The sequence below is a fragment of the Microbacterium proteolyticum genome (genome assembly GCF_029639405.1).
In the GTDB taxonomy this organism is placed as follows: Bacteria; Actinomycetota; Actinomycetes; order Actinomycetales; family Microbacteriaceae; genus Microbacterium.
On sequence record NZ_CP121274.1, the window covers coordinates 3464633 to 3480015 of the forward strand.

Sequence of the window (15383 nt, forward strand, 5' to 3'; positions counted from 1 at the left end):
CCGTGGCCCGCGGCGACGAGTGGCTGCACGACCCGCGCCCCGTGCAGCGGGCGAAGCTCTTCGCCGACGCCGCCATCGATCGGGCCGCGTGGCCGGCGAACATCCCCGCCGTCGCGCAGTTCCTGGACGTGGCCGGACGGGACGGGTGGGAGTTCGGCCCGGGCGTCACCTTCCTCGTCGGGGAGAACGGATCGGGCAAGTCCACGCTCATCGAGGGCCTCGCCGAAGCCTACGGGCTGCCCGCCGAGGGCGGGTCGTCGAACGGCGGAGGGCAGACCCGCCGCACCGAGAGCCCGCTCGGCGAGTGGCTGCGGTTGGAACGGAGTCCTCGGGCACCGCGGTTCGGCTTCTTCCTGCGCGCCGAGACGATGCACGGCTACTACTCGTGGCGCGACGACCTGCCCGACGCGCCGCCGAGCCTGCACCCGATGAGCCACGGCGAGTCGTTCAACGCCCTGCTCGATGAGGCGCTCGACCATCCGCGGTACGTCGCCGGGCTGGCGTGCCTCGACGAGCCCGAAGCGGCGCTGTCGTTCTCGTCCACCCTGCGGTGGCTGGCCTCCCTGGATCGCATGCGTTCGCGGGGCACGCAGGTGATCTGCGCGACGCACTCCCCCGTGCTCGCGGCGCTCCCCGGCGCGACGATCCTCGAGCTCGGCGAATGGGGAATCCGCGAGACGACGTGGGACGACCTGGAGGTCGTGCGCCTGCACCGCGGGTTCCTGGACTCACCGGGGCGGTATCTGCGACACCTGCTGGACTGAGCGTCAGTCGTCGACCTCGACGGCGGTGAGGGCGACGATCTCCTGCTCCTGCGGGGGCTGCGGGGAGCGCGTGACGATGTCGTGGATGAAGGCGAGCTTGCGGACGACTCCGGGCACGATCTCGAACGGGTAGAGGTCGCCCATTCCCATCGACCGGTTCACGCGGTTGAAGGCGTGCGACATCCAGCGCCAGTCGCCCACGAGCCGGTGCACGGGCTGGTCGGCGTAGTTCGCCAGCGGCTCGACGTCGGAGTCGCGGTTGGCGTACGCGTCGCCGTCGAGGGTCATGCCGATGGCCGCCGCGGTCTGGAGGGTGCCGGTGATGTGCAGGTAGTGCGCGAACGTCTCGGCGAAGTCCTCCCACGGGTGCATCGTGGCGTACTCCGAGATGTAAGTCTCGGCCCACCCGTCCGGTGCGCCCTCGCGGTAGTGGCGGGAGATGGCATCCCGGTAGCTCGTCCGCTCGTCGCCGAAGAGGGCGCGGCACTGCGCCCAGGTCTGCTCGTCGGTGATGAGGACGTTCTGGTAGTAGTGGCCGATCTCGTGACGCAGGTGGCCGAGCATCGTGCGGTAGGGCTCGCCGAGCTTGATCCTCAGCGCCTCGCGGCGGTCGTCGAGGCTCTCAGCGAGATCGAGCGAGATGATCCCGTTGGCGTGCCCGATCGTCACGCGTCGTCCCTCCGACAGGCTCGAGAGCAGGTCGAAACCGAGTCCCCCGGGGCCGTCGTGCCAGGAGCGGATCGGCAGCCCCAGGTCGCCCAGCTGCAGCACGAGGCGGCGCTTGGCCTCCTCGGTCTTCGCGAGCTTCTCGAGGGCGACGGTGTCGCTGGACTCGGGGGTCGTGCGTGTCAGCCGGCACGAGAAGCAGCGGCCGCTCGGCGCGTCGTCGCGCACCAGCCAGTTGCACTGCCAGCCGCGGTTGGAACACGCGTACCAGGTCTCGTCGCCGACGACGGCCTTGCCCTTGAGGAGCCCCACGAACTGGCGCAACCGCGGGTGATACCCCAGCTCACCGCCGCACTCGGGGCAGACGAGCTTGTCGAGCGAGAGGAAATGGCGGCAGTGCGGACACCGCGGCGTGGGAATGGCGGCCACGGGCTCACTGTAGTGGGAGCGGCGTCTCGAACCCCGCACGACGGCACTCAGGTCAGGGCGGCGGGGTCCGTCGTCGGCAGGGCGCACGTGAACGCCCGGCAGTCGTAGGCGGTCGCGGCACCCCCGCGGGAGATCTTCCCCTCGAACAGCTCGAAACCGGCGCGGGCGAAGTCCTGCGCCTGCGCGGGCGTGACGACCGCGACGACGTCGGCGGCGACCCGGCGCGCGGCGTCGGCGAGGGCGGCATCCGTCTCGCCCACCACGACCACCTGCCGCGGGGGTGTCGCCAGGCCCAGTGCGACGTCGAGGATCGCGCCGTACGCGAGCGGTGCCGCGAGGGCGGCAGGCGCGGCGGCGCGGACGAGCGTCTCGGCCGCCTCGCGGTAGCGCTCCCCCGCACCCACGCGCCAGAGGTCGAGGGCCGCGGCGGCGAACGCCGACGGACCCGAGGGTGCCGCGCCGTCGCTCGGGACGCCCTGTGGCTGCATGCCCTGCACCGCCAGCACCGGGTCACCGCCCCCAGGCGGACGGATGCCGTCGTCGCCGAGGCACGCGTCGACCAGGGCCCGTGCGCGCTCGGCGTACGCGACTTCGCCGGTGACGCGTCCGAGGGCCAGGAGGCCGCGGGCGAGGCCGCCGTAGTCCTCCAGCGTCGCGGGTGCGGACGAGCGGATCTCGTCGAGAGAGGCGCGGCGGAGCGTCCCGTCGTCGGCGACGTTGTTCTCGAGCACCGTGTCGGCTGCCCAGCGCGCGGCCTCGACGAACCTCGGATCGGTGCGAGACCCGGCCGCGGCGAGCGCCGCGATCGCGTGCCCGTTCCAGCCGGTGACGACCTTGGCATCCAGGGCGGGCGGCGCGAGGCCGACGCGCTCGGCGGTGCGGTAGTACCCGCCCTCGGAGCGCTGCCCGTCGATGATCGACTCGGAGTCCTGCGCGGCGGCGATCCCGCCGGACGGGAGCTGCAGCACGTCGACGAGGAACCCCGCGGTCTCGGCGGCGGTCGCGTCGTCGCCCGCGGCGAGGGCGACCTCGATGAGACCGGCGTTGTCGGTGAGCATGCGCTCGTAGTGCGGGACGGTCCAGTCGCGGCGGGTGGCGTAGCGGAAGAACCCGCCCTCGACGGGATCGCGCAGTTCCGACGACGTCATCGCCGACAGAGCGCGGGATGCCACGCCGGCGGCCTCCGGCACGAGGGCGGCGAGCGCGGGGTGCTGGAACAGCCGCAGGACCGGGGTGTTCGGGAACTTCGGGGACTCGAGCGAGGCGCCGGCGGCGAACCCGCCGAACTCGCGATCCTCGCGGGACACGACGTCGGCGACGGCGGCCGCGAGCGCGTCGGCGTCGGGGATCGCGTCGGCGGCGGCGGGGGCCGCGGACGCGAGCGCCTGGCGGAGGGAGGCGCCGGTGGCATCCACCTCTCCCCGTCGCTCCGTCCAGGCCTCGCGGACCGCGGCGAGCACCTGCGGGAACGACGGGAGCTGCCCGCGGGGCTGGGGCGGGAAATAGGTGCCGGCGTAGAACACGCGACCCTCGGGGGTCGCGAACGCCGTGAGCGGCCAGCCGAGGTGGGGCGTGAACGCGGAGGCGGCATCGAGGTAGGCCGCGTCGACGTCGGGATGCTCCTCGCGGTCGACCTTGATCGCGACGAACCCGTCGTTCACGAGGGCCGCGGTCTCGGCATCCTGGAACGACTCCCGCGCCATGACGTGACACCAGTGGCAGGTGCTGTAGCCGATGGAGACGAGGACGGGGACGTCGCGCTCGGCCGCGACGGCGAACGCCTCGGGCCCCCACGGGAACCACGCGACGGGGTTGTCGGCGTGGGCCCGCAGGTAGGGGCTCGAGGCGTTCGCGAGGCGGTTCAGTTCACTGACCCGTCACTCGACGTCGTCGGGGTGCGAACCGACGCGGCCCGAGCCGTCGCCCGGGTCGATCTGGTCGATCGCGGCCATCTCGTCGGCGGTGAGCTCGAAGTCGAACAGGTCGAAGTTCTCTTCCAGGCGCTCGCGGCGCACCGACTTGGGGAACACGATGAGACCGTGCTGGATGTGCCAGCGCAGCACCGCCTGAGCGGGGGACTTGCCGTGGGCCTCGGCGGCGTCCTTCACCGCGGGGATCTCGAACAGGTCGTACTTGCCCTGTCCGAGCGGACCCCACGACTCGATGTGCATGTCGTGCTCGGCGCCCCACGCGCGGATCTCGCGCTGGCTGAGCGCCGGGTGCAGCTCGATCTGGTTGACGACGGGGGTCACGCCCGTCTCGGCGACGATGCGGTCGAGGTGCGGCACGAGGAAGTTCGAGACGCCGATCGAGCGCGTCTTGCCGGCCTCACGGATCTCGATGAGCTTCTGCCACGCGTTGAGGTAGTTGTCGGCCTTCGGGGTCGGCCAGTGCACGAGGTAGAGGTCGACGCTGTCGAGGCCGAGCTTCTCGAGGCTCTCGTCGATCGCGGCGTGCGGCTCGTCGCCGTCGTGGCGCGAGTTCCAGAGCTTCGTGGTCACGAAGAGCTCGTCGCGCGGGATGCCGCTGGACGCGATGGCGCGGCCGACGCCTTCTTCGTTCTTGTAGATCGCGGCGGTGTCGATGTGGCGGTAGCCGACCTCGAGCGCCTCGGATACGGCGCGCTCGGCGTCGTCGGCAGGCACGAGGAACACGCCGTAGCCGAGCTGGGGGATGGAGTTTCCGTCATTGAGCTGGACAGAGGGAACGGTCATGGCATCCAGCCTAGAAGTCCCCGCCGACATCGGCTCCGGGGTTGACGCCTCTAGGCGAGCGGCGCGGCCGACGCTGCGCGCGCGAGCGCCTCGGCGACGAGCCGGACGTTCTCGACGACCGATCCGGCCGTCACGCGCACACGGCCCGCGCCCGGTTCCGGGAGCTCCGGATCGATCACGAACGGCGATCCGGCGGCGATGCCGATGCCCTCCGCGGCCGCGTGCACGAGGGCGGCGCGTTCGTCGCGCACCGGCATCCAGAGGTTGATGCCGTCGGGGTCGCCGACGTCGATCCCAGACCGGCGGAGCGACGCGGCGAGGCGGTCGAGGCGATCGCGGTAGATCAGCCGCGCGGTGCGCACCGGGGCGGTGGACCGCGGGTCGGTGAGGAGCTCGTACAGCACCGACTGCAGCAGGCGCGAGGTCCAGCCGGGGCCGAGCATGCGGCGGCGGACGATCCGGTCGACGACCGCCGAGGGGCCGCCGAGCGCGGCGATGCGCAGATCGGGGCCGTGCGACTTCGAGAAGCCGCGCACGTGCACGACCTGCGCGGGAAGCCACAGCGCGAGCGTCACCGGCGGCGCGCTGGCGATGAGCGCCGAATGGTCGTCCTCGATCACGGTGACCCGGGTGCCGCCCGGCACGCTCAGCAGCACGTTCGCGAGCCGCCGCGCACGCTCGACCGACATCGACACCCCCGTGGGGTTCTGGGCGCGCGGCTGCAGCAGCACCGCCGAGGGCCCGAGCGCGAGGGCGCGCGCGAGGGAGGCCGGCACGACGCCGTCCGCGTCGGTCTCGAGCGTGACGGGAACGGCACCCGCGGCCTCGATGAGGTCGAAGAAGTACGGGAACCCCGGCGACTCCACCGCGACACGATCGCCGAAGCGCACGACCTGGTCGAGCGTGCGGGAGATGCCGTCGAGCGCGCCGTCCACCACTGTGAGGGCCTCCACCCCGCGCACGGGCCACTGGTCGCGCAGCACGTCGTACAGGTCGGGAAGGACGGGGAGGTCGTGGTACCGGCCGGTGTCGGCGCGCGGTCGCGCGAGGGCCAGCGCCCGCTCGATGGAGGGAAGCATCGCGGGGTCGGGCGTGCCCAGCGACAGATCGAGGCGGAGCGCCCGCACGTCCCGTCCGGTGCCGAGACCGCGCGGTGCGCCGGGGATCCGGTCGGCCGACATACCCTGCACGCGCGGACTCAACCACTCCCGCTTCTCGGCGCGGACGAAGGTGCCGGCGCGACCCCGCGACAGGACGACCCCGGCATCGGCGAGCGCGCGCCACGCGGTGGCGACCGTGCCGGTGGAGACCTCGAGCGCCGCGGCGACCTGGCGGACCGTCGGTAGCCGTTCGCCCGGCGGGAGCGTACCGTCACTGACCAAACGCGCGATCTCAGCGGCGAGTCCTGCAGCGGTGCGTTCGACGAGGGCGTCGGGCGCCAGCATCCGGACCTCCAATTTACGGGGGCGTCACTCGTGGAAATCGTCGAGAAATGTTCAGGCGCGACAGTAACAGAACCGGCGCAGAGCCGGAGGAACGAGGGATCCCGATGACGACGGTGCGCGCAGCGATCACGCAGACCACCTGGACCGGCGACAAGGAGTCGATGCTCGACAAGCACGAGCAGTTCGCCCGGGATGCCGCGGCGCAGGGCGCCGAGGTCCTGTGCTTCCAGGAGCTCTTCTACGGCCCCTACTTCGGCATCACGCAGGACCAGAAGTACTACCGCTACGCCGAGCCGGTCGACGGCCCGATCGTGCAGCGCTTCGCCGCCCTGGCGAAGGAGCTCGGGATCGTGACCGTCCTCCCCATCTACGAGGAGGCGCAGACCGGCGTCTACTACAACACCTCAGTGCTCGTCGACGCCGACGGAACCGTCCTCGGCAGCTACCGCAAGAACCACATCCCGCACCTCGACAAGTTCTGGGAGAAGTTCTACTTCCGCCCCGGCAACCTCGGATACCCCGTGTTCGACACCGCCGTCGGCAAGGTCGGGATGTACATCTGCTACGACCGGCACTTCCCCGAGGGCTGGCGGGAACTGGGGCTCAACGGCGCCCACATGGTCTTCAACCCCAACGCGACCAAGCCCGGCCTGTCGAACCGCTTGTGGGAGGTCGAGGGACCCTGCGCCGCCGTCGCGAACGGCTACTTCGTCCTGCAGCCCAACCGCGTCGGCCGCGAGGACAACGAGTACGGCGAGGATGCCGTCACCTTCTACGGCACGAGCCAGGTCATCGACCCGCGGGGCAACCACGTCGGCGCCGTGGGCTCCTCCGAGCACGAGGAAATCCTGATCCGCGACCTCGACATGGATCTCGTGCAGCAGATGCGCGACGACTGGCAGTTCTACCGCGACCGCCGGCCCGACACGTACGGCGAGATCGTGGAGGCGTGAGATGACCACGACTCTCCTCACCGGCGGCACGGTCGTCTCGGCGACCGGACGCTCCGCCGCCGACGTCCTCATCGACGGCGAGACGATCGTCGCCGTGCTCGCGCCCGGGTCCACTCTGCTGGGTCACGACCTCGCGGCATCCGTCGACACCGTCATCGACGCGACCGGGAAGTACGTCATCCCCGGCGGGATCGACGCGCACACGCACATGCAGCTCCCCTTCGGCGGGACGAGCGCCTCCGACACGTTCGAAACCGGCACCCGCGCGGCCGCGTGGGGCGGCACGACGACCATCGTCGACTTCGCCGTGCAGCGCACCGGCGAGCGCATCCAGGACGGCCTCGCGCACTGGCACGAGCTCGCGGCGGGCAACTGCGCGATCGACTACGGCTTCCACCAGATCGTCGGAGGGGTGGATGCCGACTCCCTCGCGGCCCTGCCCGGCCTCATCGACGAGGGCATCTCGAGCTTCAAGATGTTCATGGCGTACCCGGGCGTGTTCTACGCCGACGACGCGCAGATCCTCCGCGCGATGCAGGTGGCCGCGGACACGGGGCTGCTGACGATGATGCACGCCGAGAACGGGCCCGTCATCGACGTTCTCGCCGAGCAGCTCGTCGCGAAGGGCAAGACCGACCCCTACTTCCACGGCGTCGCCCGCGCGTGGCAGATGGAGGAGGAGGCGACGCACCGCGCGATCATGCTGTCGAACCTCACCGGAGCCCCGCTCTACGTCGTGCACGTGAGCGCGAAGCAGGCCGTGGAGCAGCTCGCCTGGGCCCGTGACAACGGACAGAACGTGTTCGGCGAGACGTGCCCGCAGTACCTCTACCTTTCGCTCGAGGACCAGCTGGGGGCGTCGAGCGAGGAGTGGGGCGCGTTCGAGGGCGCGAAGTGGGTGTGCTCGACGCCGCTGCGCTCGAAGCACGAGGGCCACCAGCACCACATGTGGCAAGCGCTGCGCACGAACGACATCCAGATGGTCTCCACCGACCACTGCCCGTTCTGCATGAAGGACCAGAAGACGCTCGGTCTCGGCGACTTCCGCGCGATCCCCAATGGCATCGGCTCGGTCGAGCACCGCATGGACCTGATGTACCAGGGTGTCGTCACCGGGCAGATCACGCTCGAGCGCTGGGTGGAACTCACCAGCACGACCCCCGCGCGCATGTTCGGCATGTACGGCAAGAAGGGCGTCATCGCCCCCGGCGCCGACGCCGACATCGTCGTGTACGACCCCGCCGGGCACACGTCCATCGGCGTGGGCAAGACCCACCACATGAACATGGACCACTCCGCGTGGGAGGGCTACGAGATCGACGGACACGTCGACACCGTCCTCTCCCGCGGAAAGGTCGTCGTCGACGACGGCGCGTACCTGGGTGCCAAGGGCGACGGACGCTTCGTCAAGCGCGGCCTGAGCCAGTACCTGGTCTGAGAGGAGAACCCATGGATTTCGGCGTCGTCCTGCAGACCAACCCTCCCGCCGCCCGCACGGTGCAGCTCTCCCAGCTCGCCGAGGCGCACGGCTTCAGCCACGTGTGGACCTTCGACTCGCACCTGCTGTGGCAGGAGCCGTACGTCGTGCACTCGGCGATCCTCGGGGCCACCCGCCGGGTCACCGTCGGCCCGTTCGTCACGAACCCGGCGACCCGCGACTGGACGGTCACGGCATCCACGTTCGCGACCCTCAACGAGATGTACGGCAACCGCACGATCTGCGGCATCGGCCGCGGTGATTCCGCGGTGCGCGTCACCAACGGGCGTCCCACCACGCTCAAAGCGCTGCGCGAGTCGATCCACGTCATCCGCGAGCTCGGCAACTCCCGCGCCGTGGAGTACAACGGCGCGACGCTGCAGTTCCCATGGAGCCGCGGGTCGAAGCTCGACGTGTGGGTCGCCGCCTACGGTCCGCTCGCGCTCAAGCTCACGGGCGAAGTGGGCGACGGCTTCATCCTGCAGCTCGCCGACCTCGACATCGCCGAGTGGATGATCACGACCGTCCGTCAGGCCGCCGAGAACGTCGGCCGCGACCCCGACGAGATCGCGTTCTGCGTCGCCGCCCCCATGTACATCGGCGACGACACCCCGGAGAGCCGGGCCCACATGATCGAGCAGTGCCGCTGGTTCGGCGGCATGGTCGGCAACCACGTCGCCGACATCGTCGCGAAGTACGGCGAGGGCTCCGACGTCCCGGCGGCGCTCACCGACTACATCGCGGGCCGCACCGGCTACGACTACAACTCGCACGGCAAGAGCAACAACGACCACGTCGACTTCGTCCCCGACGACATCGTCGAGCGGTTCTGCGTGCTCGGCACCGCCGAGGAGCACATCGCCAAGCTCGAGAAGCTGCGAGCGCTGGGCGTGACGCAGTTCGCCGGTTACCTCCAGCACGACAACAAGGAGGAGACGATGCGGGTCTACGGCGAGACCGTGATCCCCGCCCTCACTCCCCCGGTGACGGCGAAGCGGTGACGGATCAGGCGGTCGTTCCGGGGTCGGTGACCTCGATCGTCGAGGGCGCCGGCGACGGGATGCCACGCCCCCGGGGTCGTCGCGGAAGCCGCCTGGGTCCGGTCGGCTGGGGTGTCGCCGGGGTCGCGGCCGTCATCGCGATCTGGGAGCTGTACAAACTCCTCGGCCCCGCGGACGGCGTGACCGTCGGGGGCGACGGGTCGGCGGGGTCGGGGGTAATCCTCCTCCCCCGCACGCACGACCGCGCCATGCCGCACGTGTGGGACATGGTCGCGCGCATGTTCGCCCCGACGAGCGGCGGCGACACCCCGCCGCTGATCCTCTCGGTGCTCGGGGCGGCCGGGACCACGCTGGGCCTCGCGGCGCTGGGATGGCTCATCGGCGTGGTGGTCGGCGGCATCCTGGGGATCGCGATGCAGCGCTGGCGTCTCGTCGAATGGGGGCTCCTGCCCTGGATCGTCGTGAGCCAGATCGTGCCGCTCATCGCCTTCGCCCCCGTCGTCAACGCGCTCGGCAACCAGATCGACCGGGCGGGGGTCTTCCCCTGGCCGCAATGGTTCTCGGTCGCGCTGATCGCGTCGTACCTGGCGTTCTTCCCCGTAGCCGTGGGCATGCTGCGGGGCCTCGAAGCCCCGGATGCGCTGCACCTCGACCTGTTCCACGCGGGAGCCGCCGGCTGGTGGGCGACGCTGATCCACCTGCGGCTCCCCGCCGCCGTGCCGCACCTGCTGCCCGCCCTCCGACTCGCGGCCGCGTCCGCCGTCGTCGGCGCCGTGGTCGCCGAGGTGTCGATCGGGCTGCGCGGCGGCATCGGGCGCATGCTCATCCAGCTCGCAGGGCAGGCCTCGTCCGACCCCGCCGCCCCCTGGGCACCGACGTTCGGCACCGTCGCCATCGGGCTCGTCGCCGCCGCGGGCGTCGCGCTCATCGGTGTGACCCTGCACCGTTTCCGTCGCGGAGAGGAGATCCGATGACCGCACCCGCCGTCCACGCCACGGGCGTGGGCAAGGTGTTCCCCTCGACCGGAGGCGAGGTGACCGCCCTCACCGGGGTCGACCTCGACGTCGCCGCCGGAGAGTTCGTCTCGCTCATCGGCCCCTCGGGGTGCGGGAAGTCGACGCTGCTGCGCCTCATCGCCGATCTCGACACGCCCAGCGCGGGCGACCTCGCCATCTTCGGCAAGCCCGCCCGTCAGGCGCGCATCGACCAGGACTACGGCATCGCGTTCCAGCAGGCCGGGCTCCTCCCCTGGCGCACGGTCGCCGCGAACATCGCGCTGCCGCTCGAACTGCACCGCTGGAGCCGTGCCCGCCGCGACGCGCGCGTCGCCGAGCTCGCCGACCTCGTCGGGCTGTCGGAGTTCGTCGGCCGCTACCCCGACCAGCTGTCCGGCGGCATGCAGCAGCGCGTCGCGATCGCCCGGTCGCTCGCCGCGTCGCCGCAGCTCCTCCTCATGGACGAGCCCTTCGGCGCGCTCGACGAGATGACCCGCGAGCGACTCCAGACCGAGCTCGCCCGCATCGCCGCCGAGACCGGCGCCGCGGTGGTCTTCGTCACCCACTCGATCCCCGAGGCGGTGTTCCTCTCCGACCGCGTGGTCGTCATGAGCCCGCGCCCCGGACGCATCACCGACGTGATCGACACCCGCCCCGGGCGGGCCCGCGACGAGGCGCTGCGCGAATCGCCCGAGTACTTCACGCGCGTGACCGCGGTGCGCGAAGCGCTCCACGGCACCCCCCTGCAGCGGGCGAACGAGCGATGACCGCCACCCGCCTCCCGTCCTGGATGCGGTTCGCCGCGCCCGTCGCCGTCGGGCTCCTCGGGCTCGGCGTGTGGTTCGCGTACGTCGCCTCGGGCAGCGCACCGCGCATGCTCCCCGACCCCGCCGCGATCCTCGGCGAGTTCGTCGGCAGGTTCCCCCTGATCGTCGACGCCGCGGCGATCACCGGCACCAACGCCCTGATCGGTCTCGTCGCCGGCAGCGTCGTGGCCGTGGCACTGGCGGCCCTCGCCGCGACCTGGCGCCCCGTCGACGGCATGACCGCGCCGCTGGTCGCCATGCTCGCCGTGGTGCCGATCGTGGCGATCACCCCGATCCTCAACACGATGTTCGGCGCCTCCAGCCAGTTCGGCCGGCAGGCGGTCGCGGCGATCGCCGCATTCGTCCCCGTCTTCGTCAACACGCTGCGAGGGCTCCGGCAGACCCGGCCCGTCCAGCGCGACCTGTTCCGGGCGACGGCCGCGAGCGGCGGCCAGACGTTCCGCTTCCTCACCCTCCCCACCGCCCTGCCGTACCTGCTCACCGGCATCCGCGTCGCCGCGTCCCTCGCGGTGATCTCCGCCCTCGTCGCCGAATACTTCGGCGGCCCCTCCGACGGCATCGGCACCGCGATCGCCACCTACGCCAAGTCGGGGCGCGCCGCCCTCGCCTGGGCGTTCGTGGGCGGCGGCATCCTGATCGGTCTCGTCTTCTTCCTCGTCACCTCGCTGCTCGAACGCGTCGTCGCACGGCGCCTCGGGGCGGGGCGTCCGCCGGCCTGACCGGCATCCTTCCCATCCGCCCTCGACAGAACAGGCCCACCCGCACCACACCTGCACCACCCGCACCCGAAAGGACTCCCATGACACACAGCACACGTCGCGCCCTCGGCGCGGCCGCGGGGATCGCCGTGGCATCCCTCGCCCTCTCCGCCTGCGCCGGCGGTTCCGCACCCGCCGCCTCTGGCGACGCCGACTTCACCCCGCTGACCTCGGTCAAGCTGCAGCTGCAGTGGCTGCCGCAGGCGCAGTTCGCCGGCTACTACGTCGCCCTCGACAAGGGCTACTTCCAGGAGGAGGGCTTCGACGAGGTCGACGTCGTCCCGTCCGGCGGCGACATCGTGCCCCAGGACGCCCTCGTCGCCGGTGACGTCGACTTCGCCGTCGCGTGGGTGCCGAAGGTCCTCGGCACCATGGAGAACCAGGGCGTCGAACTCACCGACATCGCCCAGGTGTTCCAGAAGTCCGGCACCACGCAGGTGTCGTGGAAGGACTCCGGCATCACCTCGGTCGACGACTTCGAGGGCAAGCGCATCGGCTCGTGGGGCTTCGGCAACGAGTGGGAGATCTTCGCCGCGATGGCCGACAAGGGCCTGGACGCCTCGACGGTCAAGATCACCACGCAGGACTTCTCGATGAACGCGCTCCTGGACAAGGACGTGGATGCCGCCCAGGCGATGACCTACAACGAGCTCGCGCAGCTGCTCGAGACGGTCAACCCCGCCACCGGCAAGCTCTACACGATGGACGACATCAACGTCATCTCGTACGAGGACACCGCCGGCGCGATGCTGCAGGACGCGATCTGGGCCGACACGAAGCGCCTCGCCGACGACCCCGCGTACGCCGACGCCGCGACGCGATTCCTCAAGGCCGTCATCAAGGGCTGGGTGTTCGCGCGCGACAACCCCACCGAAGCCGCCGACATCACCTATACGGCCGCGACCGCTCCCGGCGTCAGCGCCTTCCCCGTCGGCCCGACCCACCAGCTGTGGCAGATGAACGAGGTCAACAAGCTCATCTGGACCGGCGGCGACTTCGGTCTCGTCGACTCCGCGGCGTGGGACAAGACCGTCAAGGGCGCCCTGGCGGCGAAGAACCAGGACGGGCTCAACCTCATCACCACCGAGCCCGCGGCCTCGGCGTACTCGAACGACTACATCGAGGCGGCGCTGAAAGCCCTGAAGGACGAGGGCGTCACCGTGGACGGCGAGTACACGCCGATCGACGTCACCCTCACCGAGGGCGGCCAGTAATCCCCCGCGGGGCGGTCGGACTCCCGGCCGCCCCGCGTCCCACCGATTTCCCGGAACGGCGTGGTTGACTACCCGGATGACGCAGCCTCCCGCGCAACACGCGCGCCGTAAGCCCGAGTCGGGCTGGCGCCGCGGAGCCAAGGTCCTCGCGATCGCGCTGACCGTCGCGGTCGTGGCCGCTGTCGCCGTCGGCGGTTTCTACGCCTGGTCGCTGACGCAGCGTCTGGCAGAGGCGGCCGTTCCACTCAAGGACGCCCCGGCGCAGCCCCCCGCGCTGAGCGCGTACGACGAGGCGTTCTCGGTCCTCGTCGTCGGCACCGACGAGTGCGACGACCAGGTGAAGGCGGCCTTCGGCGCACGCTGCACCGACCCCGAGAACGACGGTGCACGCAACGACGTGAACATGCTCGTCCACGTCTCGGTCAACCCGCGGCGCGTCACGGTGGTGTCGTTCCCGCGCGACCTGCAGATCCCCATCCCCGAGTGCGTCGGCGCCGACGGCACCACCTTCGGCGGTGCGTACAAGGCCCCCATCAACAGCGCGTACGAGGACGGCGGACTCACCTGCGTCGCCGACACCGTCTCGGAGCTGAGCGGCCAGAGCATCCCGTTCGCCGCGAAGGTCAGCTTCGGCAATGTCGTGAACATCACCGACGCGATCGGGGGCGTCGAGGTCTGCATCGGCGGCGAAGGCATCAACGACCCGGATGCCGGCATCAACTGGGAGCCCGGAGCCCGCGTGGTCACCGGCTACGACGCCCTCGCGTTCCTGCGCACCCGCAAGGGGATCGGCGACGGCAGCGACCTCGCCCGCATCGGGAACCAGCAGCAGTACCTCTCGCGCCTGGTCAACAAGCTCCGCAGCGACGAGGTGCTGTCCAACCCCGGCACGCTCATCGGCCTCGCCAACACGGCCGTGAACAACATCACGCCCAGCGAGAGCCTCGCCGACCCGATCCGGATCGCGCAGCTGGCCTACACGCTGAAAGACGTCCCGTTCGACGACATCACGTTCGTCCAGTACCCCGTGGTCGACGACCCCGACGACGCGAACCGCGTCGTGCCCGACGAGGCATCCGCCGCCATCCTGTGGGACGCGCTCGAACGCAACGCCCCGCTCGCGCTCACGGGCGAGGCCGGCGCGAACGGCGGCGTGATCGCCGACCCGTCCGCGCCGACGCCGTCCGCGGCTCCCGTCGAGACGACCCCGACCCCGGATGCCTCGGGGGCCAGCGCCGCACCCGAGGTCGTCGAGCTGCCCAGCAACGTCAACGGTTCCAAGGCCACCCAGGCGACGTGCTCCGCCGGCAACGGCTGAGCGCGGTTCAGTCCAGGTACGCGGCGGCGTGGACCGCCATCGCGTCGCGCACGACCCGGGCGTGCGCGACCCCGCCGAAGTTCACGGCGAATCGAGGATCGTCCACATACAGGTCACCGAGCCCGCGGTAGGCCTCGGGAGAGGGCACGCGGCCCCACTGCTCGGCGATCCACGCGTGATGGATGCCGATGAGGTGCTGGAACTCCGTGGCATCCGGGCTCAGCCCGCGCTCCGCGGCCGCTCTCAGCGCCGCGATCACGTCGTGGCCGCGCACGTCGTCGGCCCGGCGCTCGCCGGGGGTCATGGCTGCGCGGCGTGCGGCGCTGCGCTCCCACGCGTCGTCTCCCCAGCGTTCGCGCACCTCGCCCTCCCAGCGCGCGTCGTCGACACCCGCGAGCACGTCGTCGATGTCCATGGTCTTTCCTTCCTCCAGGGCGGCGAGGGCGTTCCTCACCGCGGCGATGCGACGCTCCATCGCGGAGCGCGTCTCTTCGAGCGCGGCGACATGCGCGCGCATGGTTTCCGTGAGCGATCGCTCGTCCGCCAGAGCCCGGGCGATGTCGGGCAACGGCAGATCGAGAGAGCGCAACGCGAGGATGCGGTACAGGCGCGCGATCTCGGTCTCGCCGTAGAACCGGTAGCCGTTCGCGGCGACGCGCGACGGGCGGAGCAGCCCGACGCTCTCGTAGTGGCGGAGCGTGCGACTGGTCACCCCGGCCGCACGGCCGACCTCGGCGATGGGCCATTCGTTCATGGCATCCACTGTGTCGGTTGACGTTGCGGCAGAGTCAAGCCCGCGACGGATCCTCCCGACCGGCCGCT

At 71.2% G+C, this 15383-nt stretch carries 14 protein-coding genes; 9 read left to right on the forward strand and 5 right to left on the reverse strand.

The features are described 5' to 3' along the window. Positions 1 to 2: 2 nt before the first annotated feature. The gene (locus tag P8R59_RS17410) at positions 3 to 764 is read left to right on the forward strand and encodes an AAA family ATPase (protein WP_083735135.1); all 762 of its coding nucleotides are present in this window, start codon (positions 3 to 5) and stop codon (positions 762 to 764) included. Positions 765 to 767: 3 nt separating this feature from the next. On the opposite strand, the gene P8R59_RS17415 is transcribed toward P8R59_RS17410, so the two are convergent. From P8R59_RS17415 to P8R59_RS17430, 4 genes are read right to left on the reverse strand one after another with little or no spacing between them, the layout of a single operon-like run. Beyond that, a complete protein-coding gene (locus P8R59_RS17415) occupies positions 768 to 1859 on the reverse strand; it encodes a zinc-binding metallopeptidase family protein (protein WP_278102086.1) in 1092 nt (363 codons plus the stop codon). 47 nt (positions 1860 to 1906) lie between these two features. Next, positions 1907 to 3724: a thioredoxin domain-containing protein gene (locus tag P8R59_RS17420; RefSeq protein ID WP_278103852.1), complete on the reverse strand. Its 1818-nt coding sequence runs from the start codon at positions 3722 to 3724 to the stop codon at positions 1907 to 1909. A 12-nt stretch (positions 3725 to 3736) separates the two neighbouring features. Then, a complete protein-coding gene (locus tag P8R59_RS17425; RefSeq protein ID WP_278102087.1) occupies positions 3737 to 4573 on the reverse strand; it encodes an aldo/keto reductase in 837 nt (278 codons plus the stop codon). 50 nt (positions 4574 to 4623) lie between these two features. After that, the gene (locus tag P8R59_RS17430) at positions 4624 to 6018 is read right to left on the reverse strand and encodes an aminotransferase class I/II-fold pyridoxal phosphate-dependent enzyme (RefSeq protein WP_278102088.1); all 1395 of its coding nucleotides are present in this window, start codon (positions 6016 to 6018) and stop codon (positions 4624 to 4626) included. Between the two features lie 104 nt (positions 6019 to 6122). On the opposite strand from P8R59_RS17430, the gene P8R59_RS17435 reads away from it, so the two are divergent. The 8 genes from P8R59_RS17435 (at position 6123) to P8R59_RS17470 (ending at position 14561) form a co-directional block, all read left to right on the forward strand. Beyond that, positions 6123 to 6971, forward strand: a complete 849-nt coding sequence (locus P8R59_RS17435) for a nitrilase-related carbon-nitrogen hydrolase (RefSeq protein ID WP_077051902.1) — start codon at positions 6123 to 6125, stop codon at positions 6969 to 6971. A 1-nt stretch (position 6972) separates the two neighbouring features. After that, entirely contained in the window at positions 6973 to 8409 is a 1437-nt protein-coding gene (gene hydA, locus P8R59_RS17440) for a dihydropyrimidinase (RefSeq protein ID WP_278102089.1), read from the forward strand. 11 nt (positions 8410 to 8420) lie between these two features. After that, positions 8421 to 9449 (forward strand): TIGR03842 family LLM class F420-dependent oxidoreductase, encoded by a 1029-nt coding sequence (locus P8R59_RS17445; RefSeq protein WP_278102090.1) that lies wholly within the window; start codon positions 8421 to 8423, stop codon positions 9447 to 9449. Further along, a complete protein-coding gene (locus P8R59_RS17450) occupies positions 9446 to 10423 on the forward strand; it encodes an ABC transporter permease (protein ID WP_278102091.1) in 978 nt (325 codons plus the stop codon). The genes P8R59_RS17445 and P8R59_RS17450 overlap by 4 nt, the downstream gene beginning before the upstream one ends. Continuing rightward, positions 10420 to 11211, forward strand: coding sequence for an ABC transporter ATP-binding protein (locus P8R59_RS17455; RefSeq protein WP_278102092.1), 792 nt, complete (start codon positions 10420 to 10422; stop codon positions 11209 to 11211). The genes P8R59_RS17450 and P8R59_RS17455 overlap by 4 nt, the downstream gene beginning before the upstream one ends. Next, the gene (locus P8R59_RS17460; protein ID WP_278102093.1) at positions 11208 to 11990 is read left to right on the forward strand and encodes an ABC transporter permease; all 783 of its coding nucleotides are present in this window, start codon (positions 11208 to 11210) and stop codon (positions 11988 to 11990) included. Before P8R59_RS17455 ends, P8R59_RS17460 begins: the two co-directional genes overlap by 4 nt. A gap of 80 nt (positions 11991 to 12070) precedes the next feature. Beyond that, positions 12071 to 13243: an ABC transporter substrate-binding protein gene (locus P8R59_RS17465; RefSeq protein WP_278102094.1), complete on the forward strand. Its 1173-nt coding sequence runs from the start codon at positions 12071 to 12073 to the stop codon at positions 13241 to 13243. Between the two features lie 76 nt (positions 13244 to 13319). Beyond that, positions 13320 to 14561 (forward strand): LCP family protein, encoded by a 1242-nt coding sequence (locus tag P8R59_RS17470; RefSeq protein ID WP_278102095.1) that lies wholly within the window; start codon positions 13320 to 13322, stop codon positions 14559 to 14561. A 7-nt stretch (positions 14562 to 14568) separates the two neighbouring features. On the opposite strand, the gene P8R59_RS17475 is transcribed toward P8R59_RS17470, so the two are convergent. Next, positions 14569 to 15315, reverse strand: coding sequence for a MerR family transcriptional regulator (locus tag P8R59_RS17475; protein WP_278102096.1), 747 nt, complete (start codon positions 15313 to 15315; stop codon positions 14569 to 14571). Between the last annotated feature and the right edge of the window lie 68 nt (positions 15316 to 15383).

Coding starts and splice junctions, on each gene's coding strand:
- P8R59_RS17425 (WP_278102087.1), bottom strand. CDS start 4,573: ATGACCGTTCCCTCTGTCCAGCTCAATGACGGAAACTCCATCCCCCAG.
- P8R59_RS17430 (WP_278102088.1), bottom strand. CDS start 6,018: ATGCTGGCGCCCGACGCCCTCGTCGAACGCACCGCTGCAGGACTCGCC.
- P8R59_RS17435 (WP_077051902.1), top strand. CDS start 6,123: ATGACGACGGTGCGCGCAGCGATCACGCAGACCACCTGGACCGGCGAC.
- hydA (WP_278102089.1), top strand. CDS start 6,973: ATGACCACGACTCTCCTCACCGGCGGCACGGTCGTCTCGGCGACCGGA.
- P8R59_RS17445 (WP_278102090.1), top strand. CDS start 8,421: ATGGATTTCGGCGTCGTCCTGCAGACCAACCCTCCCGCCGCCCGCACG.
- P8R59_RS17455 (WP_278102092.1), top strand. CDS start 10,420: ATGACCGCACCCGCCGTCCACGCCACGGGCGTGGGCAAGGTGTTCCCC.
- P8R59_RS17460 (WP_278102093.1), top strand. CDS start 11,208: ATGACCGCCACCCGCCTCCCGTCCTGGATGCGGTTCGCCGCGCCCGTC.
- P8R59_RS17465 (WP_278102094.1), top strand. CDS start 12,071: ATGACACACAGCACACGTCGCGCCCTCGGCGCGGCCGCGGGGATCGCC.
- P8R59_RS17470 (WP_278102095.1), top strand. CDS start 13,320: ATGACGCAGCCTCCCGCGCAACACGCGCGCCGTAAGCCCGAGTCGGGC.
- P8R59_RS17475 (WP_278102096.1), bottom strand. CDS start 15,315: ATGAACGAATGGCCCATCGCCGAGGTCGGCCGTGCGGCCGGGGTGACC.